Raw genomic sequence first — 19,483 nt, forward strand, 5'->3', positions numbered from 1 at the left:
CTTCTGGTACATCAGACCAGAGGACTTTCCTTATTATAGCCAACTTGCAGGGGAATGGCATCCCTATGCCTGTCGAGCTATTATAACAACCTACCAAAACTCAAAAAATATTTATTTGCTTTGCGCAAACAAATAAATTATGATCAAATCGGAGGTGATCATTTTTGGCAAGCAATCGAGATGAGCTTGAGAAATTGGCCTACGGTACGTTAAGAATAGTTAAAGAATTTACGCATGCACAAAATCTTCGATCAGATCTGGACCGTTTAACGTTTGAAATTCTGTTGTATGTCAAGGAACAGGGAGCTGTAAGGATCACGGATATTGCCAGCAAACTGGATCTGAATCCCTCATCAATCACCCGGAGAATTCAAGGATTGAAGCAGTCTGGTCATATCGTCGCGGTCTCCGATCCGAATGATTTACGATCCAGTTTGGTTACCTTATCTCCATTGGGAGAAGAGGAATTGTCTGATTTCCTTAAAGTGAGTATTGATGGTTTGGCACATATTTTGCGCGATTGGAACGACAGTGAGGTACAGAGGTTTGCCAAACAGTTATTAAACTATGCGGATGCCATGCGTACATGGCGTCTGGCTAAAGGAGCGGACTCCAATGTCGGGGAAAAAAGAAAATCCTGAGCAAGCTCAGCAATATGCAAACTCCGGTAATTTCAATGCGCGAATTCATTTGCATAAAACATACAGCACCAACCCATATCCTTGGCCTCTTTGGGTCTTTGACCAATTTCCAAAGATGGATGATCTCAGGGTCTTAGAATTGGGTGGTGGAAACGGATTGTTGTGGATGGCCAATGCCGGGCGCATTCCCGGTCATTGGGATGTAACCATTACAGACAAATCGTCGGGGATGCTTCAGGATGCCGAGCGCAATCTTGCCCATCTTGGGGCAAATGTCCAATGGAGTGTCATGGATGCAGAGGAAATTCATTTTCCCGAAGACAGCTTTGATATCGTAATCGCTAATCATATGTTATATCATCTCGGAAACCTGGAGAGGGCATTGTCCGAAATAGGGAGAGTGCTTAAGAAGGACGGGACCTTCTATGCAAGTACCATCGGTTCCCGAAATATGGCCGAGATGAAAGAGCTGATAAAAGTTTTTAATCCGGATAGCCAATATGACAGCATTCTTGGCACGATTGAGTCGAAATTTTCCTTGGAGAACGGAAAGCAACAACTTGAAAATGTCTTTGCTGATGTGCAATTACATGTGTATGAAGATTCGCTATCCATAACAAGCCCAGACGCCATCGTCGAATATGTATTATCCATGAATGGGTTGGAAGGAAATGAACAGGTCATGAGTCTTCAGGAGGCCCAAGCTTTTAAAGTCTTTTTAGATAGGAAAATGAAAGAATCAAATGGGAAGATACACATTAGCAAGGCTTCCGGAATGTTCTCTTGTACAAACGCCAGAATGGTTCATTCTTCAAGGAATCCATCCTAGATGGATTCCTTGCCAGATTGGATCAGCAATGGATTCAAACTGTAGGTTTTGCCATATTCACGGTGATGACATTGGCGGTACCCGATGCTTTCAGCTCCAGTAGCCTTACTGTAGGATCCTGGTGAAGTATACGTCTATGAACACATGTTATAATAATTGGAAATGGGACAGAATTTTTGGGGGGATGTAATGAAAATTGTACTTAAACGAATGGGTTATGGTGCCTTGGCTTTATTGGGTATCCTGCTTTTGTTCATAGCGATTAGTTTCACGAATCATACAATTAAATTAAAGAAAGAAGCGGCTATATTGTCACCCCCAGGTGTAATGGTTGATGTTAATAATCACCCAATGCATGTCTATACAGAAGGTTCCGGAGAACATACATTGGTCTTTATGTCAGGTGGGGGCACATCCTCTCCTGTATTGGATTTTAAGTCGCTCTATTCTAGATTGTCGGAGCAATACAAGATTGCTGTTGTTGAGAAGGCAGGCTACGGTTTCAGTGCTACGGCCAAAGTCTCGCGTGATATTGATACGATGTTGGAAGAAACCAGAACAGCTCTGACCTTAGCGGGAGAAACACCGCCCTATGTGTTATTTCCGCATTCTATGTCGGGCATAGAAGCGCTATATTGGGCACAAATGTATCCAAATGAAATTGAGGCTATCATTGGTCTTGATCCTGCTATTCCAGAGGTTTATGAGGAGTATCCTCTACCTTCAGTAGGTATGATGAGCCTTACAGGCATAGGAGCTCGTGTTGGAATAACTCGTTTTTTCCCCGACATCGTTAACTCGTCCGCCGCCATTGAAGAGGAGCGGTTGTCTTCCAAAGAGGAGGAAATCTATAGGGCATTATTTTATAAGAGAACCCAGACACTGAATATGAATGAAGAAGTTAAAATGATTAGGAATAATGCAGAACAAGTTTTAGAAAGAGGTATTCCGGATGTGCCCATGTATTTTTTTATATCGAATGGAGAGGAATTACCTGTTGAGAACTGGAAAAATTACTTAGTGAAGTATGTTGAGTCTGTGAAGAATGGGCGCTATCTGTTATTACATAACGGTCATTACGTTCATGATACTGATCCTGATCTAATTGCAGAGGAAAGTATCAAATTTATAGGAGAACTATGAATGACGAACAGGAACACAAAGATTTCGGGAGAGTTTTAGTTAATGAGGCGACGCCATAGGCGATCGTCTTTTCTTTTATAATCTAAGGAGATTATGTCACGCTTGGATTATTTCAAATTTATTGTTGCAGTGGCAGTAAATGAAACCTTCAACCTCATATTCATGTATTATAGTACATATGAACTGATCGAAGGAGGAACGAATGATGGGAATCTTATCGAGGTTTAGGGACGTAATGAAAGCGAATGTGAACCATGTGCTGGCTCGGGCACAAGATCCGGAGAAGACGGTGAATGAATATATGCGGAGCTTGAGCAGTGATCTGGGTCAGGTCAAGGCAGAGACGGCTGCGGTTCTCTCGGATGAGAGCAGGGCGAAGAGAGCTCTGGACGAATGCAGCGCAGAGATTAAGAAATTACAGCGGTACGCAGAGAAATCAGCGGAGTCCGGTGATGAAGACAAAGCACGTGGTTTTCTTGAAAAGAAGGCAGCGCAGACTGAGAAACGGAATGAATTACAAGCTGCCTATGATCGGGCTTCTGCCAAAGCCCAAATGATGAAGCATATGCACGAGAAGCTGGTTGCGGATATGGGGCAATTGGAATCACGGCATGCAGAGCTGAAAGGCAGAATGGCGGCTGCCAATGCGCAACAACAGGCCAATGAACGGAACGCTTCGGCTGCTAACGCAAGTGCTGCTTTGAAGGCAATGGAGGACAAGGCAAATCAGGCACTTAACGAAGCTGAGGCTTTGGCTGAACTGCGTGCTGGGGCACAGGAAGATGATCTGGATGTGCTAATTGCACAGTTGGAGCAGCAAATGAATGCCGAAGCGGGTAATAATGCACAGGTGACGCCGACTCCAGAGGAAGAGCTTGCAGCAATTCAGAAGAAATTGGAAGATAAATAACGATATATATCATGTAGTATGTAGTACATTTCGTTAAACATTGAGGTGAGCAAATGCCGGTAATCGAGTACAAGTGTCCCAACTGCGGCAGTGGAATGCTTTTTGATAGCGCAACTGGCGCGTTATCCTGCCCCAGCTGCGGACGACAGGATAATATCGAACAGATCCCCGATCCGCTGAAGAAACAGGTGTTCACGGAGAATGAGGTCAAGGAGTATCACTGTAACAGCTGCGGCGCGGATATTGTGACTGAGCCGGAGACAAGTGCAACGACATGCAGCTTCTGTGGAGCTGCCGTTGTTCTGAGTGATCGATTGACGGGAGATTTGGCACCGGCCATGGTCCTCCCCTTTTCAATCAGTAAGGATGAGGCCAAGCAGGCGTTCAAAAAGTGGTGCAGAAACGGTCTGCTAACGCCTAGCGGATTTATGACGGCTGACCGGGTCCAGAGTATTACCGGGATATACGTGCCCTTCTGGTTATATGAGTTACATAATAAAATTGAAGTTCATGGCCGTGGCACAAAAATCAGAACCTACACGCAGGGTGATTATCATTACACCGAAACGCAGCATTTTGATATTTACCGGAGAATTCGGCTGAACTATGTGAATCTGCCCATCGATGCTTCGGAGAAAATGAAAGATGAACTGATGGATAAACTGGAGCCATTTCCGTATAACCAGTTAAAGCTTTTTAAAACCCCGTATCTCGCCGGGTACATTGCGGAAAAATATAGTTATACCGATGAGGAACTATACCCGCGCGCCAAGGAAAAAACGAGCTCTTATATTGATTCTTATATTGCATCAACGGTTTCAGGCTATAACAGTGTTAGCTACACGGACAAACAGATTGATACTACGTTAAAAAATGCAGACTATGTGCTGCTGCCGGTATGGATGGTTTACTATGACTACAATCGTTCGCAGTATACCTTTGCCATGAATGGTCAGACGGGTAAAGTGGTGGGTAAACCGCCGATTAGCAAAGCTAAAGTTGCAGGATGGTTCGCAGGTATTTCAGCCGTTTCCTTGTTGTCATTGAAACTGGTCTCCTGGATGATGGGAGGCGGATTCTTGTGAGAAAAAGAAAATATCTGGCATGGATGGCAGCGCTCATTTTAATGGCGATTACCCTCGTTTCTCCATTGATTCCTATATCAGTGGCATCGGCAGCGGGCAGCAAGAACCTGATTTACGATGAGGCTAATCTGCTGAACGAGCAGGAGAAAAGTGAACTGAATGCACTGGCGAATGAGTATGGGGCTGAGAGGCAGACGGACCTCGTTATTCTAACAACGAATAATACAGAGAATCAGGATGTGCAGCTGCTGACCGAAGATTTCTATGATGAGCATGCTCTTGGGTATGACAAAGCGCATGGAAATGCGGTCATTCTGACGTTGGATATGTACAATCGGGACATTTATCTGGCTGGATTCTATAAAGCGAAAGATTATCTGGACAGTGGAAGGTTGGATAAAATCAGAAACAAAATTACTCCCAATCTGACAGAGGGGAATTACAAGCTTGCTTTTGAAAAATATATTAATCTCTCCTACAAATATATGGGATATAAGCCGGGTGTGAATCCTGACAATATTTTGTTTAATATCTGGTTCCAACTTATTGCGTCGCTTGTTATAGGTGGTGTCGTGGTTGGTGTAATGGCTTACCGCTCTGGTGGACGTGTGACAGTGAACCGGGCGACCTACGAGGATTCAAGTACTTCCAGTGTAATCGATCGTCAGGATCGGTATATTCGCACCACCGTAACCAAACGGAAAATTGAGAAAAACAATAACAATGGTGGCGGAGGGGGCGGGGGTGGAGGCACCAGCCGAGGCGGTCATTCGCATAGTGGTAGCAGAGGATCCTTTTAGCAGGATAAGCAATGATTCAATATATGTCATGAAGATGCAAAATGCTTACTATAGAAGGGATGGGAACGAGTATGGGATTTTTCAAAAATCAATTTTCGAATGTAGTGGAATGGGAAGAGTTCAGAGATGATATGATTTTCTGGAAGTGGAGTAACCGTGAGATCAAGAAGGGAAGCAAACTGATTATCCGTTCGGGGCAGGATGCGATCTTCCTGAATAACGGCAAGGTGGAAGGGATTTTTGAGGATGAGGGTTCATTTAATATCGATTCCGAGATCATTCCGTTTCTGTCTACCTTAAAAGGGTTCAAATTCGGATTCAACAGCGGCATGCGGGTCGAAGTGCTGTTTGTGAATACGAAGGAATTTACGGTTCGGTGGGGAACGCAGAGTCCGATACTGATTCCGACGCCTCAGCTCCCAGGCGGAATGCCGATTCGTGCGAATGGTACGTTTAATTTTAAAGTAAGTGACTATGTTACATTGATCGATAAAATCGCGGGTATCAAGCAGAGCTATCTGGTTGAGGATGTCAAAATCCGGATTACGTCTGTGCTGGATCAGCTGCTGATGAAATGGATTAGCCGTGAGGGTAAGGACATGTTCAACCTGCAGGCAAATGCTTCGGATATTGCGAAAGGTATTCAGGAAGATCTGGATATGCAGATGATGGACATCGGCATCGGAATCACGGGGTTCCAGGTGATGAGCTTCAATTATCCGCAGGAAATCCAGGATATGATTACGAAGACGGCTTCACATGAGATGATCGGCAATTTGCAAAAGTATCAGCAGATCAGCATGACGGACGGCATCTCATCCGGTAAAGTTAAGGGTGGCGGCGCTGCTTCAGATATGGCGGGCATGATGATGGGGATGAACATGGCAAATGAAATGATGAAGAACATGAATCAGAACCAGAACAGTCAGAACCAGAATTCCGATCAAAAGCCTGCGGCAAACCAAAACGGTGATCCAGGTTCGTCTTCTTCCTCAGGAAATACCAAAAAGCCGAACTTCTGTCCGAACTGCGGCGCGAAGAATGAAGGAGCCAACTTCTGTCCAAACTGTGGTCAAAAACTGGCTTAATGCATTAAAATACAGGAGGGCTTGCTCAGAGGTGCACTACTTTTGAGTGAGCCTTTTTTGATTTCATTTTTATATTAGAAAAAAGGTTGACAACTGATCACAAATCATTTATCTTTAAATTAAGATATTAAACATAAAGATAAATTGTATCAAAAACAAATATCTTAAATCCGATTTATGAGGAGAGATCAAGATGATGATCCCAACATTGACCAGAATAAATGAACTTTCAAGAAAAGCCAAAGCTGCAGGGTTGACGGAGATGGAGAAAGCGGAACAAATTCGTTTGCGTCAGGAATATCTGCAAACCTTTCGCGGTTCGATCAATGATATTCTGCTGAATGTGACCATCTATGATCCGAACGGCGACGACGTCACTCCAGACAGACTCAAACAGGAGCAATCTCAACATAACAACATCTAGTTTTTAGCCAGCATAAATATCTTGATATTAAGATAATATAAATCAATACAAATATAACTATATAAATATCATTGCACTTATCAGACTATCACCCAAGTACGAATTACACAAAATGATCTATAAACCAAGGAGGAAATTATAATGACAATCCAAACTGCAGGTATCCACCATATTACGGCTTTCGCGGGAGATCCGCAGGCCAATGTCGACTTTTATGCCGGGGTCCTGGGACTCCGTCTGGTGAAAAAAACAATTAACTTTGATGCACCTGATGTGTACCATTTGTACTTTGGAGATGAAAAAGGAAGCCCAGGCACGATTATTACGTTCTTTCCATCGGCCGGATCACCGCGAGGCAAAATTGGTGGCGGTCAGGTCGGTATTACCTCATATGTGATTCCACCTGGGACTATTGGCTTCTGGCAGGATCGGTTGGAACAGTATAACATTGAGGTAACCAAAACAAGTCGCTTTAACGAAGAGCTGCTTCAATTCGAAGATAGCGAAGGCCTGCGACTTGAGCTTGTTGAACGTGAAGAGGGGGCGGCCAGCACCTGGGTGCATGAAGGCATTCCGGCGGACAAAGCCATCAAAGGATTCGGAGGAGCCGTGCTGTTCAGCGTCAATCCGCAAAGAACGATGGATGCGCTGGATAAAATATTGGGATTCACCCAAGTAGATCAAGACGAGGAATATGTACGTTTTCGGTCCAACGGGGATATCGGTAATGTAGTGGATGTTCCGATGACCCGTGTGGCTCTGGGTGTTGGAGGAGCAGGGACGGTCCACCATATCGCGTGGCGCGCCAAAGATGATGAGGAACATGCACAGTGGAGCGAAGCTGTACGCCAGTATGGTTACCAACCGACTCCAGTTCGGGATCGACAGTATTTTAACGCAATCTATTTCAGAGAAGCTGGCGGAATCCTGTTCGAAATTGCTACCGATCCTCCTGGATTCGCGAAAGATGAGCCTGCTGAGTCGCTTGGACAAAAATTGATGCTGCCTGAGTGGTTTGAGAAATATCGCCCTCAAATTGAGGGGAATCTGCAACCGATCCGGGTAAGAACGCTTGTACCTGCAACAGCAGTGATGGAGTAAGGTGGATAGCGCTCAGAGCTTCTGCTCTGGGCGCGTCATCAAGCCAACGGGTAGGTAAACGTACCAACAATAGGTGTCGCATTATGAGGAAAATAAAGGAGCATTGAAGGATGATGGAGAAAAAGGTTACCTGGCTGGAGCTGTTCTATGATTTGCTTTTTGTAGCCGCAGTATCCAAAGCGGGGCATGTTCTGCTGCATGCCGAACACGGTGTGATTTCGTTTGAATATCTGATGAAATTTGTGTTGATTTTCATTCCTGTTTGGTGGGCATGGGTCGGTCAGACCCTATTTATTAACCGTTATGGTCAGGATATCCTGAGCCATCGCATATTCCTCATCCTTCAACTCCTGTCTATTCTGGTGATGACAGCAAGCCTTTCGACTCATTTTGATCAATACTACCTGTCATTCTTCATCGGGTATATCGGATCGAGGGCGTTTACGGCCATTCAGTACCTGACCGTTCATAAATCCAAAAGCACACATCAACAACAAGCAGCCCGTTACCTGGGCACCAGTTTCATCATTGGTATATTGATTTCATCGGGTTCTCTGTTTTTCGATTCCTGGCTGCGCTACGTGATTTTGTATGCGGGGATCGCCGTGGATATCGTACTTCCGTTGATTGGACGCAAGAATCTGGTGAAAGTGCCCGTTCAGACACATCACTTGCTGGAGCGTTTTGCACTCTTTACACTCATCCTGCTGGGTGAATCGGTAATTAGTATTATCGCTGTGCTGCAAGCAGACCATTGGGATATGAAGTCAATCCTGTTTGCCGTTTTCACTTCTATATTTGTCATTGCTATGTGGTGGCAGTATTTCGAGAATGTAGAGAAAAAGGTAAGCAAAGAGATTCAAACTGCCGGGCAAGCGATTATATATGGTCATCTGTTTATCTACATTTCCATGAGCATGATCGCCGCTTCGATTCAGTTGTTGTATCAGAATCAACTGAACTATGTGTTCATGATCGGGTTTATGTTTGGATCAGTGCTGCTGTATTTCTTGTCGACCTCACTTGTATTCCATCGATACAGACATGCCCATATGCGACTCCGTCCGCTTCACTTGGCGATTATGCTGGGATTACTGGCTGCGTTCGTTCTTGTGGATCTCATCTACCAGGTGCCTAATTATGCCATTGTGGGAGAGAACATGGTGTTCTTCCTTGTCTACGCCAAATTAACGACCTAATGCATCGGTCACACAAGAATAAAAGTCACGGACGGATAACGTTCGTGGCTTTTTAAGTTGGATAATTACAAAATCATGTCTACTGTGAGAAAAAACGTTTAACCTGATTTATTTTCTACTATAGAATCTGTTAATATGAGACTAGATACAAGTGAATCTACCAGATGAACGAATATACATAGCGATTCGTGGGGATGGAGATGACAATCAGGAGGGAAAGCTTTGAGCACACATCAAATCGGAGTTCCATTGGAAGGGTTTGCAGAGTTTAGCCGCACGGTTGCCGCAGAAGGCGCAGTGCTTTTGAAGAACGAAGGACAAGCGCTTCCGATTCGAAAAGACGAAAACGTTTCAGTGTTCGGACGGATTCAAGTCAACTATTATCGCAGTGGTACAGGCTCAGGCGGCAGCGTACATGTGGCGTATACAACCAACTTGCTGGATGGTCTGCGCAGCAAAAAGGGACTTACGGTCAATGAAGAATTGGCAGCTGTCTATGAAAAGTGGATTGAGGAAAATCCATTTGATGATGGTGGAAAAGTATGGGCAGCAGAGCCTTGGAACCAGAAGGAAATGCCTTTAACGGATGAATTGGTATCCCAGGCCAGAACGAAATCCAGCAAAGCAATCGTGGTCATTGGACGTACAGCAGGGGAAGATCAGGATAACGCCGATGCGCCGGGCAGCTACCAGTTAACGGAAGATGAGAAAGCGATGCTGAAGCAGGTCACGAACCATTTTGAACAAACGATCGTGGTGCTGAATGTATCGAACATTATCGACATGAGCTGGTTGAATGATGAAAGTTACGTTCATCCGATCCAAAGTGTCATCTACTCGTGGCATGGCGGTATGGAAGGTGGTAATGCAATTGCTGATGTACTGGCAGGGGACGTTACACCAAGCGGTAAATTAACGGATACAATTGCTTATTCCATTGAAGATTATCCATCCACAAGCAATTACGGGAATGAGTTTAAGAACCTTTATCAAGAAGATATCTACGTAGGCTATCGTTATTTCGAAACGTTTCGACCTGAAAAAGTACAATTTGAATTCGGATATGGCTTGTCCTATACCACGTTCACAACCAAGGCTGAAGACGCAAAATGGATCTCCCAAGACGGAGAAAACAGTATTAAGGTGAATGTAACCGTAACCAATACGGGCACAACCTATGCCGGTAAAGAAGTGGTGCAGATCTACTATGAAGCCCCACAAGGTCAATTGGGGAAACCTGCGAAAGCCTTGGTGGCATTCGGCAAAACCAATCTGCTCCAGCCAGGTGAGTCTCAGCGCATGACCGTGAGCTTCCCTGTGGATTCCATGGCTTCCTATGATGATGCTGGCGTAACAGGATATGCTTCGGCGTATGTACTTGAGGAAGGAACCTATCGTTTGTATGTGGGAACCAGTGTCAAAAATGTGGAGCATGTCAGCATTGATGGCCAAGATGGGTATGTCGTAGAAACGATTCAACTCGTGGAACAGCTCCAGGAGGCAATGGCACCGACTGAAAGCTTTACGAGAATGAAGCCGGGAGCGCGCAAAGATGATGGGTCTTACGAGCTGATCTTTGCAGATGTGCCGACACGCCAAGTATCCATGGCTGAACGAATTGAACAATGCCTGCCGCAAACGCTGGAGCAAACCGGCAATCAGGGCTACAAGCTGAGAGATGTGAAGGATGGCAAAGTCAGCCTGGAAGCTTTTATCGCTCAATTGAGTGATCAGGATCTGGCTGCTATCGTGAGAGGCGAGGGCATGAGCAGCCCACTTGTTACATCGGGTACAGCTTCCGCATTTGGCGGCGTGAGCGACAGTCTGTTTAATTACGGAATCCCTGTTGCATGTACTGCAGATGGCCCATCCGGTATTCGTATGGATAGCGGAGAGAAAGCGACGCAAGTTTCCATCGGAACGTTGCTGGCAGCAACATGGAATGCAGAGCTCGTTGAAGAGCTGTATGTTATGGAAGGGCAGGAGTTGCTGAGAAATCAGGTGGACACACTGCTCGGGCCTGGATTGAATATTCGCCGTAGTCCGATGAACGGACGTAACTTTGAGTATTTCTCCGAAGATCCACTGATTTCTGGTGTATTTGCTGCAGCTTGCACGAAAGGAATCATGAAGGGTGGTTCTAATGCCACGCTGAAACATTTCGCCTGCAACAACCAGGAGAAACATCGCAGCAAAGTGGATGCCGTAGTATCTGAACGGGCACTGCGTGAGATCTATCTGAAAGGGTTCGAAATTGCCGTGAAAGAAGGCGGTGCGAATTCAATCATGACTTCCTACAATCCGATTAATGGACATTGGGCGGCTTCCAACTACGATCTGAACACGACCATTCTTCGTGGGGAGTGGGGTTTTCAGGGTATCGTGATGACCGACTGGTGGGCGATTATGAACGACGGCGTTGAAGGTGGACCAGCAGACCGGAAAAACACCAATTGGATGGTTCGCGCTCAAAACGATCTGTACATGGTTGTGCCTAACTATGGTGCAGAAATCAACGGTTGGGATGACAACACGATCGAGTCTCTGGAAAATGGTACGTTAACACGTGGAGAGCTTCAGCGCTCCGCCATGAATATTTGTGAATTCATCATGAATGCACCTGTCTTCTCCAGAAAACATGAGATTGTCGAGAATGTGGTTTCATTCCAAGCGAATACTTCACTTTCCTCAGAGCAGGCACAAGTGCTGGCTGACAATGCACAGGTCAAACCAGCTGTGGGCGAACCTGTCTACATGAAAGTGGATGAAGCAGGACAATACCGAATTATTGTACAGATCATGTCTCCTGAGCCTGAACTGGCGCAAAGTGCATGTAATGTCATTCTGAATGATCAATTGATGACGACCATTCAAACCAACGGTACCGAAGGGAAATGGATCAGACAGAAGCTTGTTAAAGTGGAGCTGGAAGCAGGCTTATACGAATTGAAGCTGGACTTCACCAAACCGGGTCTGCAGATTGACTGGATTGAATTCAAACAAGTGTAACGCAGGATCGTCTAATCTGTTGTAACTGAACATGACGACTGTTATGATTATGTTATGAGATCCGGAGTTTCTGAACAATCTGGTCAGGAGTGTTGCGAAGGATGAGAAGGTATAATTTTTGGAGCCCCATTCTGCTGATTGCGGTTGCGCTGATTGTCAGGGGCCTGGTTACCAATCTGGGCGTTCTGTTCGGCATGTCGCATGATGCAGCAAGTAATATCGCAATTGTTGCCATGTTGATTGCTGCACTGATTATGTTTAATCGAATGACGAAGGCAAAGCGCAAATGAACTTATAATATTCGATAGGGATCAAGAGAGAGGCACCCTTAGGGGTGTCTTTTTTGTGTATTGACGTTTCATTCCCGACGACTTAGACTGTTTATGAATAAAAGAATAACAGTATTACAATAACGAAAATAACAAAAATAACAAAAATGCGACTCATTGCTAATCATTTTCCGAAAGGAGACCCACTCATGAAGATTATGGCGGACAAACAATACGTCTTTCAGGAAGGTCAGTCGTTTCAGAGCAGTCATGCATCTACGGTTACTGTTTTGCCTAATGGTGAGGTTTTGGTGGCGTGGTTTGCAGGCAAACATGAAAAGGCTAGTGATGTGGCGATCTGGATGTCGCGACAACAGAACGGTGCTTGGACCGTTCCACTGAAAGTAGCAGATGAAGAAGGCATTGCCCACTGGAACCCCGTGTTGTTCGCACAGGGTCATTCGCTGATGCTTTTTTACAAGGTAGGCCATGAAATCAAGGATTGGCATACCCGACTGATGCGTTCCGAGGATGGCGGGTCCACATGGACTACTCCTCAAGAGTTGGTACATGGAGATGTTGGCGGTCGCGGACCGGTTCGGAACAAGCCGATTGCCCTGGAGGATGGAACGATTCTGGCTCCTGCTTCCATTGAACGGTTGGACCCCGATGCAGAGGGCAAACAAATCTGGGAGGCCTTCGTCGACATATCAACAGACCAGGGAGAAACCTGGACGAAGAGCGCATATGTACCGATGGATCTGTCCACCTATGTGGGTGCGGAGCATTGGTTTGCCAAGGGGCTTATTCAGCCTGCATTATGGTCTTCCGGAGCGGGGCATGTTCATATGCTCCTGCGTAGTACGGAAGGGTTTATTTATCGAAGTGATTCAGATGATGACGGACGAACCTGGTGCGAAGCATATCCTACGATCCTCCCAAACAACAACAGCGGGATTGATGTAACCTGCATGGAGAACGGGCTGCTTGCGTTGATTTGTAATCCGGTAAGTGGTTATGACACGGAAAGTCCCCGTACCCCGCTGGTCATTGCTTTTTCGGCAGATAATGGTTTGTCCTGGGGGGACGAATATGTGCTTGAGAATGAACCGGGAGAATACTCATATCCAGCCATCTTCTCGCAAGCCCATGATCTGTATATAACGTATACGTGGAAAAGGGATCGAATTGCATTCTGGAAGCTGACTGTCCACGACAGATAGCCAATCAAGGACCGTTGGAGACGCTGTGCTCTGTCGGTCCTTTATGGCATATAGCTGATAGTGGGTAGATAAACGGCATGAGGGGAGAAGAATTCAATGGATACTACCGATTGGTTGAAGGCGGCAGCGCAGGTTGTGCCATCAGAGCGCCAGTTGAAGTGGCAGCAGATGGAGTTCTATGCATTTATTCATTTTACAGTGAATACGTTTACAGATCAGGAATGGGGAATGGGCAATGAAGATCCAGCGGTTTTCAACCCTTCCGATTTGAGTGCCCGTCAATGGGTTCGGGCATGCAAGTCTGCCGGTATGACAGGACTGATTCTTACGTGCAAGCACCATGACGGATTCTGTTTATGGCCAAGCCAGTACACGGATCATACGGTTGCTGCCAGCCCTTGGCGTAATGGTACAGGCGATCTGGTGAAAGAGGTTGCTGACGCATGCAGGGAAGGCGGTCTGAAATTCGGTGTCTACCTCTCGCCCTGGGACCGTCATGAAGCATCCTACGGGGATTCGGAGCGATACAACGAGTTTTTCAAAAATCAGCTCCGTGAACTGCTAACCCATTATGGCGATGTGTTCTGTGTATGGTTCGATGGGGCATGCGGAGAGGGGCCGAATGGGAAAAGGCAGGTTTACGATTGGGAGGCCTATTATGCACTCATTCGGGAGCTGCAGCCAGAGGCTGTGATCTCGGTATGTGGTCCGGATGTTCGCTGGTGTGGCAATGAGGCAGGGCATACCCGGGCCTCGGAATGGAGTGTTGTGCCTGCCTATTTGCAAGATAACGAGAAGATCCAGGAGCAGTCCCAGCAGGTCGATGATGGCGAGTTTGCCAGCAGAATTAATACGCAGGATGCAGATCTCGGCAGCCGGGAAGTGATCCGCCAACATGAGGACAGGCTTATCTGGTATCCGGCAGAAGTGAACACGTCCATTCGCCCGGGCTGGTTCTATCATGCAAGTGAGGACGATCAAGTCAAATCACTGGATGAACTGCTGGATATTTACGAAGGAGCCGTTGGGGGCAACGCAAACTTCTTGCTTAATCTTCCGCCAGATCGACGCGGTCTCATTCATGAACAGGATGCTGAGCGTCTGCAACAGCTTGGAGATTTTGTGCGAGGCACATACCAGCAAAGTCTGGCTGTTGGAGCGCAGATTAGCGCATCACAGACCATGGATGAAGAGCATGCAGCTATCCAAATACTGCGTGAGGAACCGGATACGTTCTGGTACCCATCTGAGGGAACGGAACAAGCTTGGCTGGTGGTGGAGCTGCCGGAGGAAAAGCGGTTCGACCGTGTAGTTCTTATGGAACATATCCGTTCAGGTCAACGAATTGAGCGTTTTACATTGGAGGCAAAGGGTGAGAGTGGTGATTGGCAAGAGCTGTATTACGGCACGGTTGTTGGTCACAAACGAATCTGCAGTTTTGATGCTACCACCGCCAAAACCATTCGTCTGACTATTCATGAATCCAGATGGTGCCCTACGCTGTCCTGGTTGGGTGTACATCTGAGCAAACAGGAGGTTGGGCTTAATGGCAGTTCTGACATATGAAGAATCCCAATTTTTCTACGAAGGTAAGCCTGTCCAGCTTCTATCGGGTGCGATACACTACTTCAGGGTTGTCCCCGAGTACTGGACAGATCGATTACTGAAATTAAAGGCTTGTGGTTTCAATACAGTGGAAACCTATGTGCCCTGGAATTTTCATGAGCCGAAACCGGGACAGTTTCGTTTTGAAGGAATGGCAGATGTGGAGCGCTTCATTCAGCTTGCTGGGGAACTCGGACTGTATGTAATCGTTCGTCCAAGCCCTTACATTTGCGCCGAGTGGGAATTTGGCGGTTTGCCTTCATGGTTGCTTGCCGATGATGAAATCGGGCTTCGTTGTTATGACGGGAAGTTTCTGGATCGGGTAGATCGTTACTATGACATTCTTTTACCAAAGCTCCAATCGCTCCTTAGCACCAGTGGCGGGCCAATCATAGCCATGCAGATCGAGAACGAATATGGTAGCTTCGGGAATGATGCGAGGTACCTGGAATATCTGCGTGAAGGCATGGTGCGTCGCGGTATCGATGTCATGCTGTTCACTTCGGACGGACCGACAGACCCTATGCTTCAGGCCGGGTCAGTGCCCGGGCAGCTGGCAACAGTGAATTTCGGATCGGGAACACGGGAAGCCTTCTCGAAATTGCGGCAATATCAGCAGAATCGACCACTGATGTGTATGGAGTACTGGAATGGCTGGTTTGACCATTGGGGAGAATCGCATCATACGAGGGATGCCGCTGATGTGGCACAAGTATTTGAGGAAATGCTGGAGGAACAAGCCTCTGTAAACTTTTATATGTTCCATGGGGGTACGAATTTTGGTTTCTATAACGGGGCCAACTGCCAACAGAAGGATCAATACGAACCGACGATCACCAGTTATGATTATGACTCTCTTCTCAGTGAATCAGGGGAGCCAACTGCCAAATTCCATATGGTGCGAGACGTAATCGCTCGATATAGGGATATCGGTGAACTTGTACTGCCCGAACCCATAAGCCGATTCGCGTATGGTCGGGTGGAGCTGACTGAGCATGCGGCATTGCTGCCACAGGCGGGCAGACTTTCTGGGCCTGTACAACGAACTGAACCGGAACCGATGGAGAAGCTTGGTCAGGATTATGGCTTTATTTTATACCGTACTCACATTACCGGACCACGAGAAATGCAGGAGCTTGTCGTGCAGGACGTAAGAGATCGTGCGCTTGTATATGTGGATGGCGAATGTCAGGGGGTACTCGAACGTGGCAATACCGCGTTGTCTGTAACATTTGAAGTGCCTGCGGGAGGCGCTGAAATATGCATTCTCGTTGAAAATATGGGACGGATCAACTACGGGCCGTATTTGCGGGACCCGAAGGGGATAACAGAGGGCGTTCGGCACGGATTTCAATTCCTATTCGATTGGACCATTCATTGTCTGCCGCTGGAGGACCTGTCCTCGTTACAATTCGAGACTGGGATTCAGACTGGGCGGGAAGTGCCTGCATTCTATCGTGGTACGTTATATGTAAAGGAGGTGAAGGATACCTTCCTGCAGCTCGATGGATGGACGAAGGGGGTTGCCTTCGTGAACGGTTTTAATATTGGCCGATATTGGAGTAAGGGCCCTCAGGGTACGTTGTATGTACCTGCACCGCTTCTTCGCGAAGGAGAGAATGAGATCGTTGTATTTGAGTTGCATGGAACGACTGATCAAGCCGTAACATTTGTAGATAAGCCGATTTTGGATATATCCCATGGAAAATAGAGTAGCAGGCGATTATTGGCAATTGTATGATCTTATGCAAAAAGGTATAGGTAAGGTAGAGCCACACACCAGCAGGAGAGGATGAGAGGATATGAAAGTAGGACTCAGCACGTACAGTCTGCAGCAGGCACTGGATGCCAAGGAAATGACTGTACCCGACGCCATCCGTTACATCGCCGAACAGGGCGGAGAGCATGTGGAGATTGTTCCGATCGGGTACAGCCTGATTGACCAGCCGGAATTAATTGACCAGATTCGAGAGGCTGCACAAGACGTGGGAATTGATATTTCCAATTACGCAATAGGTGCCAATTTTGTCGCAGGAGCAGACCAGGATGCACTGGAAAATGAGATTGCTGCTGTGATGAAGCATGTGGATGTCGCTGCCGCACTCGGCGTTACGAGAATGCGCCATGATGTTGCATTTCGCCCTGCACAGGAAGGGACGGTCGCTCAGTTTGAGTCGGACCTGCCTGTTCTCGTGAAGGCTTGCCAGCGAATTGCTGACTACGCAGCGAGTTATGGTATAACCACAAGTGTGGAGAACCATGGTTATTATGTGCAGTCCAGTGAGCGAGTTCGGCGGCTGGTACATGAGACGGGACGAGAAAACTTTAAGACAACGCTGGATATCGGCAACTTCCTGTGTGTGGATGAAGATCCGGTTAGCGCTGTGAAAAACAACATTCCGTATGCATCCATGGTGCACGCCAAAGATTTCTATCAGAGACCTTCCTACCGTAATCCCGGCGAGGGATGGTTCCAGACCGCACACGGCAATTACCTGCGCGGTGCGATTGTGGGGCACGGGGATATCGACATGCCGGAAGTATTCCGTGTGTTGAAGCAATCTGGTTATGACGGATACATCTCTGTTGAATTCGAAGGTATGGAAAATTGCAAAACCGCATCCCGAATCGCGATGGATAACGTCCGCCGTTTCTGGGAGGAAGCATAAGCAGCGATTGTACTGCTATATAAGTGAAATCAATTTTTATATGTAAGGCTGAAGTAACAGAGGTGAAGTTTGGAACTGTAGGAGCAGTAGCGCCCGCCTTTGTCTGCGGATTTCAACCGTTGAGGGCGGTTATACAAGAAATCTGTAGACAACAGCGGCCGAAAGTCCAAACATTCACCGCAGTTACGTTAAGCCGATTATCATATGTTTTGAATCATCTGATATGACCATCATTCAACAGATTATGGAGGGGAAAATCCATGTCCAAACTTAAAATTGCCGTTATCGGTGCAGGATCCATTTCCGACTTTCATTTACAAGCGTATGACAGCAATCCCGAAGTTGAAATATACGCCATATGCGACCTGAATGAAGCGCGTGCCCAGGAAGCGGCGAAAAAATATAACGCTACTCATGTATTCACGGATTACAAGGAGCTCTTGGCACTGCCTGAAATTCATTCGGTTAGCATCTGTACCTGGAATGACACACATGCCGAGATCAGCATTGCTGCGCTGGATGCGGGTAAAAACGTGCTTTGCGAGAAGCCGCTCTGTCAGACGGTAGAAGATGCACTTGAAGTGGAAAAGGCTGTACACCGCAGTGGAAAGCTGCTTCAAGTTGGCTTTGTACGCCGTTATAGCGACAATGCACAGATCCTGAAGAAGTTCATTGATGAAGGTGAACTGGGAGAGATTTATTATGCCAAGGCATCCTGTCTGCGGCGCCTGGGCAATCCGGGAGGCTGGTTTGCAGATGTTGATCGTTCTGGTGGGGGGCCGTTGATCGATATTGGCGTACACATTATTGATATCTCCTGGTACCTGATGGGCAAACCGAAGGTGAAAACCGTCTCCGCGAATGTCTCCAATCGATTGGGTAACCGCGCCAATATCCGTAATTTGTCGTTCTACCAGGCTGCAGACTATGATGCGAACAAAAACACCGTGGAGGATATGGCCAATGCGTTGATCCGTTTCGAGAACGGGGCAAGCCTGCTGGTGGATGTAAGCTTCACACTGCACGCAAAGCAGGACGAAACCTCCGTCAGACTCTATGGCGATAAGGGCGGAGCCGAATTGGAACCGGAAATCTCACTGATTGGTGAGAAATTCGATACCATTTTGAACATGACACCACAGGTGGATTTCAAATCCCTTGATTTTGCAGGTTCTTTCCGTAATGAAGTCAATCATTTTATCGACAGTACCCAGGGGCGCAAAGAGACGCTTAGTCCCGTTGAGGATGGCGTTGAAATCATGAAAATCCTCTGTGCCATCTACGAGTCCGCACGTGAAGGACGCGAAATATCACTATAGATATGGTGTTGCGATCCGAAAATGACAACACCACTCGAAGTAGTGAGGTCTAACAAGTCTATACTTGTTGACCAAACATTTCGCCAAAACGGAGAGTGCAGAACCAATCTGGAGACTGCACTACAATTGAAATGACTGGGTTTAGTATGTCTTTCTTAGTTGAACGAAA

The 19,483-nt window shown here is 46.7% G+C and carries 17 protein-coding genes; all 17 read left to right on the plus strand.

All coding sequences use genetic code 11. The features are described 5' to 3' along the window. Positions 1 to 164: 164 nt before the first annotated feature. The 17 genes from MHB49_RS01050 (at position 165) to MHB49_RS01130 (ending at position 19,314) form a co-directional block, all read left to right on the plus strand. On the plus strand, positions 165 to 641 hold the full coding sequence (locus tag MHB49_RS01050; RefSeq protein WP_405154696.1) for a MarR family winged helix-turn-helix transcriptional regulator: 477 nt from the start codon (positions 165 to 167) through the stop codon (positions 639 to 641). Then, complete coding sequence (locus MHB49_RS01055; RefSeq protein ID WP_405154697.1) at positions 616 to 1,470, plus strand: class I SAM-dependent methyltransferase; 855 nt, start codon at positions 616 to 618, stop codon at positions 1,468 to 1,470. Before MHB49_RS01050 ends, MHB49_RS01055 begins: the two co-directional genes overlap by 26 nt. Positions 1,471 to 1,659: 189 nt before the next feature. Further along, a complete protein-coding gene (locus MHB49_RS01060) occupies positions 1,660 to 2,613 on the plus strand; it encodes an alpha/beta fold hydrolase (RefSeq protein WP_405154698.1) in 954 nt (317 codons plus the stop codon). Positions 2,614 to 2,818: 205 nt separating this feature from the next. Next, positions 2,819 to 3,523 (plus strand): PspA/IM30 family protein, encoded by a 705-nt coding sequence (locus tag MHB49_RS01065; protein WP_405157015.1) that lies wholly within the window; start codon positions 2,819 to 2,821, stop codon positions 3,521 to 3,523. A gap of 53 nt (positions 3,524 to 3,576) precedes the next feature. After that, positions 3,577 to 4,608: a TFIIB-type zinc ribbon-containing protein gene (locus MHB49_RS01070; RefSeq protein ID WP_247900260.1), complete on the plus strand. Its 1,032-nt coding sequence runs from the start codon at positions 3,577 to 3,579 to the stop codon at positions 4,606 to 4,608. Between the two features lie 23 nt (positions 4,609 to 4,631). Beyond that, positions 4,632 to 5,408, plus strand: a complete 777-nt coding sequence (locus MHB49_RS01075; RefSeq protein ID WP_405157016.1) for a TPM domain-containing protein — start codon at positions 4,632 to 4,634, stop codon at positions 5,406 to 5,408. Positions 5,409 to 5,479: 71 nt separating this feature from the next. Next, positions 5,480 to 6,496: an SPFH domain-containing protein gene (locus MHB49_RS01080; protein WP_405154699.1), complete on the plus strand. Its 1,017-nt coding sequence runs from the start codon at positions 5,480 to 5,482 to the stop codon at positions 6,494 to 6,496. A 196-nt stretch (positions 6,497 to 6,692) separates the two neighbouring features. Continuing rightward, positions 6,693 to 6,920: a DUF896 domain-containing protein gene (locus MHB49_RS01085; RefSeq protein ID WP_247902987.1), complete on the plus strand. Its 228-nt coding sequence runs from the start codon at positions 6,693 to 6,695 to the stop codon at positions 6,918 to 6,920. Between the two features lie 141 nt (positions 6,921 to 7,061). Beyond that, positions 7,062 to 8,021, plus strand: a complete 960-nt coding sequence (locus MHB49_RS01090; protein ID WP_405154700.1) for a ring-cleaving dioxygenase — start codon at positions 7,062 to 7,064, stop codon at positions 8,019 to 8,021. 110 nt (positions 8,022 to 8,131) lie between these two features. After that, positions 8,132 to 9,220 (plus strand): low temperature requirement protein A, encoded by a 1,089-nt coding sequence (locus MHB49_RS01095; RefSeq protein WP_405154701.1) that lies wholly within the window; start codon positions 8,132 to 8,134, stop codon positions 9,218 to 9,220. 222 nt (positions 9,221 to 9,442) lie between these two features. Then, positions 9,443 to 12,229, plus strand: a complete 2,787-nt coding sequence (locus MHB49_RS01100; protein WP_405154702.1) for a glycoside hydrolase family 3 C-terminal domain-containing protein — start codon at positions 9,443 to 9,445, stop codon at positions 12,227 to 12,229. Positions 12,230 to 12,330: 101 nt separating this feature from the next. Continuing rightward, a complete protein-coding gene (locus MHB49_RS01105) occupies positions 12,331 to 12,519 on the plus strand; it encodes a hypothetical protein (protein WP_024629467.1) in 189 nt (62 codons plus the stop codon). Between the two features lie 188 nt (positions 12,520 to 12,707). Next, positions 12,708 to 13,721: an exo-alpha-sialidase gene (locus tag MHB49_RS01110; RefSeq protein WP_405154703.1), complete on the plus strand. Its 1,014-nt coding sequence runs from the start codon at positions 12,708 to 12,710 to the stop codon at positions 13,719 to 13,721. A gap of 96 nt (positions 13,722 to 13,817) precedes the next feature. Next, complete coding sequence (locus tag MHB49_RS01115) at positions 13,818 to 15,287, plus strand: alpha-L-fucosidase (RefSeq protein WP_405154704.1); 1,470 nt, start codon at positions 13,818 to 13,820, stop codon at positions 15,285 to 15,287. Further along, on the plus strand, positions 15,268 to 17,037 hold the full coding sequence (locus tag MHB49_RS01120; protein WP_405154705.1) for a glycoside hydrolase family 35 protein: 1,770 nt from the start codon (positions 15,268 to 15,270) through the stop codon (positions 17,035 to 17,037). Before MHB49_RS01115 ends, MHB49_RS01120 begins: the two co-directional genes overlap by 20 nt. 91 nt (positions 17,038 to 17,128) lie before the next feature. Then, positions 17,129 to 17,995 (plus strand): sugar phosphate isomerase/epimerase family protein, encoded by an 867-nt coding sequence (locus MHB49_RS01125; RefSeq protein ID WP_405154706.1) that lies wholly within the window; start codon positions 17,129 to 17,131, stop codon positions 17,993 to 17,995. A 260-nt stretch (positions 17,996 to 18,255) separates the two neighbouring features. Beyond that, complete coding sequence (locus MHB49_RS01130) at positions 18,256 to 19,314, plus strand: Gfo/Idh/MocA family protein (RefSeq protein ID WP_053782989.1); 1,059 nt, start codon at positions 18,256 to 18,258, stop codon at positions 19,312 to 19,314. Positions 19,315 to 19,483 lie beyond the last annotated feature (169 nt).

The organism is Paenibacillus sp. FSL K6-0108, assembly GCF_045040695.1.
Taxonomy (GTDB): Bacteria; Bacillota; Bacilli; order Paenibacillales; family Paenibacillaceae; genus Paenibacillus; species Paenibacillus pabuli_B.

Coding starts and splice junctions, on each gene's coding strand:
- MHB49_RS01055 (WP_405154697.1), top strand. CDS start 616: ATGTCGGGGAAAAAAGAAAATCCTGAGCAAGCTCAGCAATATGCAAAC.
- MHB49_RS01060 (WP_405154698.1), top strand. CDS start 1,660: ATGAAAATTGTACTTAAACGAATGGGTTATGGTGCCTTGGCTTTATTG.
- MHB49_RS01065 (WP_405157015.1), top strand. CDS start 2,819: ATGGGAATCTTATCGAGGTTTAGGGACGTAATGAAAGCGAATGTGAAC.
- MHB49_RS01070 (WP_247900260.1), top strand. CDS start 3,577: ATGCCGGTAATCGAGTACAAGTGTCCCAACTGCGGCAGTGGAATGCTT.
- MHB49_RS01075 (WP_405157016.1), top strand. CDS start 4,632: ATGGCAGCGCTCATTTTAATGGCGATTACCCTCGTTTCTCCATTGATT.
- MHB49_RS01080 (WP_405154699.1), top strand. CDS start 5,480: ATGGGATTTTTCAAAAATCAATTTTCGAATGTAGTGGAATGGGAAGAG.
- MHB49_RS01085 (WP_247902987.1), top strand. CDS start 6,693: ATGATCCCAACATTGACCAGAATAAATGAACTTTCAAGAAAAGCCAAA.
- MHB49_RS01090 (WP_405154700.1), top strand. CDS start 7,062: ATGACAATCCAAACTGCAGGTATCCACCATATTACGGCTTTCGCGGGA.
- MHB49_RS01095 (WP_405154701.1), top strand. CDS start 8,132: ATGATGGAGAAAAAGGTTACCTGGCTGGAGCTGTTCTATGATTTGCTT.
- MHB49_RS01105 (WP_024629467.1), top strand. CDS start 12,331: ATGAGAAGGTATAATTTTTGGAGCCCCATTCTGCTGATTGCGGTTGCG.
- MHB49_RS01110 (WP_405154703.1), top strand. CDS start 12,708: ATGAAGATTATGGCGGACAAACAATACGTCTTTCAGGAAGGTCAGTCG.
- MHB49_RS01115 (WP_405154704.1), top strand. CDS start 13,818: ATGGATACTACCGATTGGTTGAAGGCGGCAGCGCAGGTTGTGCCATCA.
- MHB49_RS01120 (WP_405154705.1), top strand. CDS start 15,268: ATGGCAGTTCTGACATATGAAGAATCCCAATTTTTCTACGAAGGTAAG.
- MHB49_RS01125 (WP_405154706.1), top strand. CDS start 17,129: ATGAAAGTAGGACTCAGCACGTACAGTCTGCAGCAGGCACTGGATGCC.
- MHB49_RS01130 (WP_053782989.1), top strand. CDS start 18,256: ATGTCCAAACTTAAAATTGCCGTTATCGGTGCAGGATCCATTTCCGAC.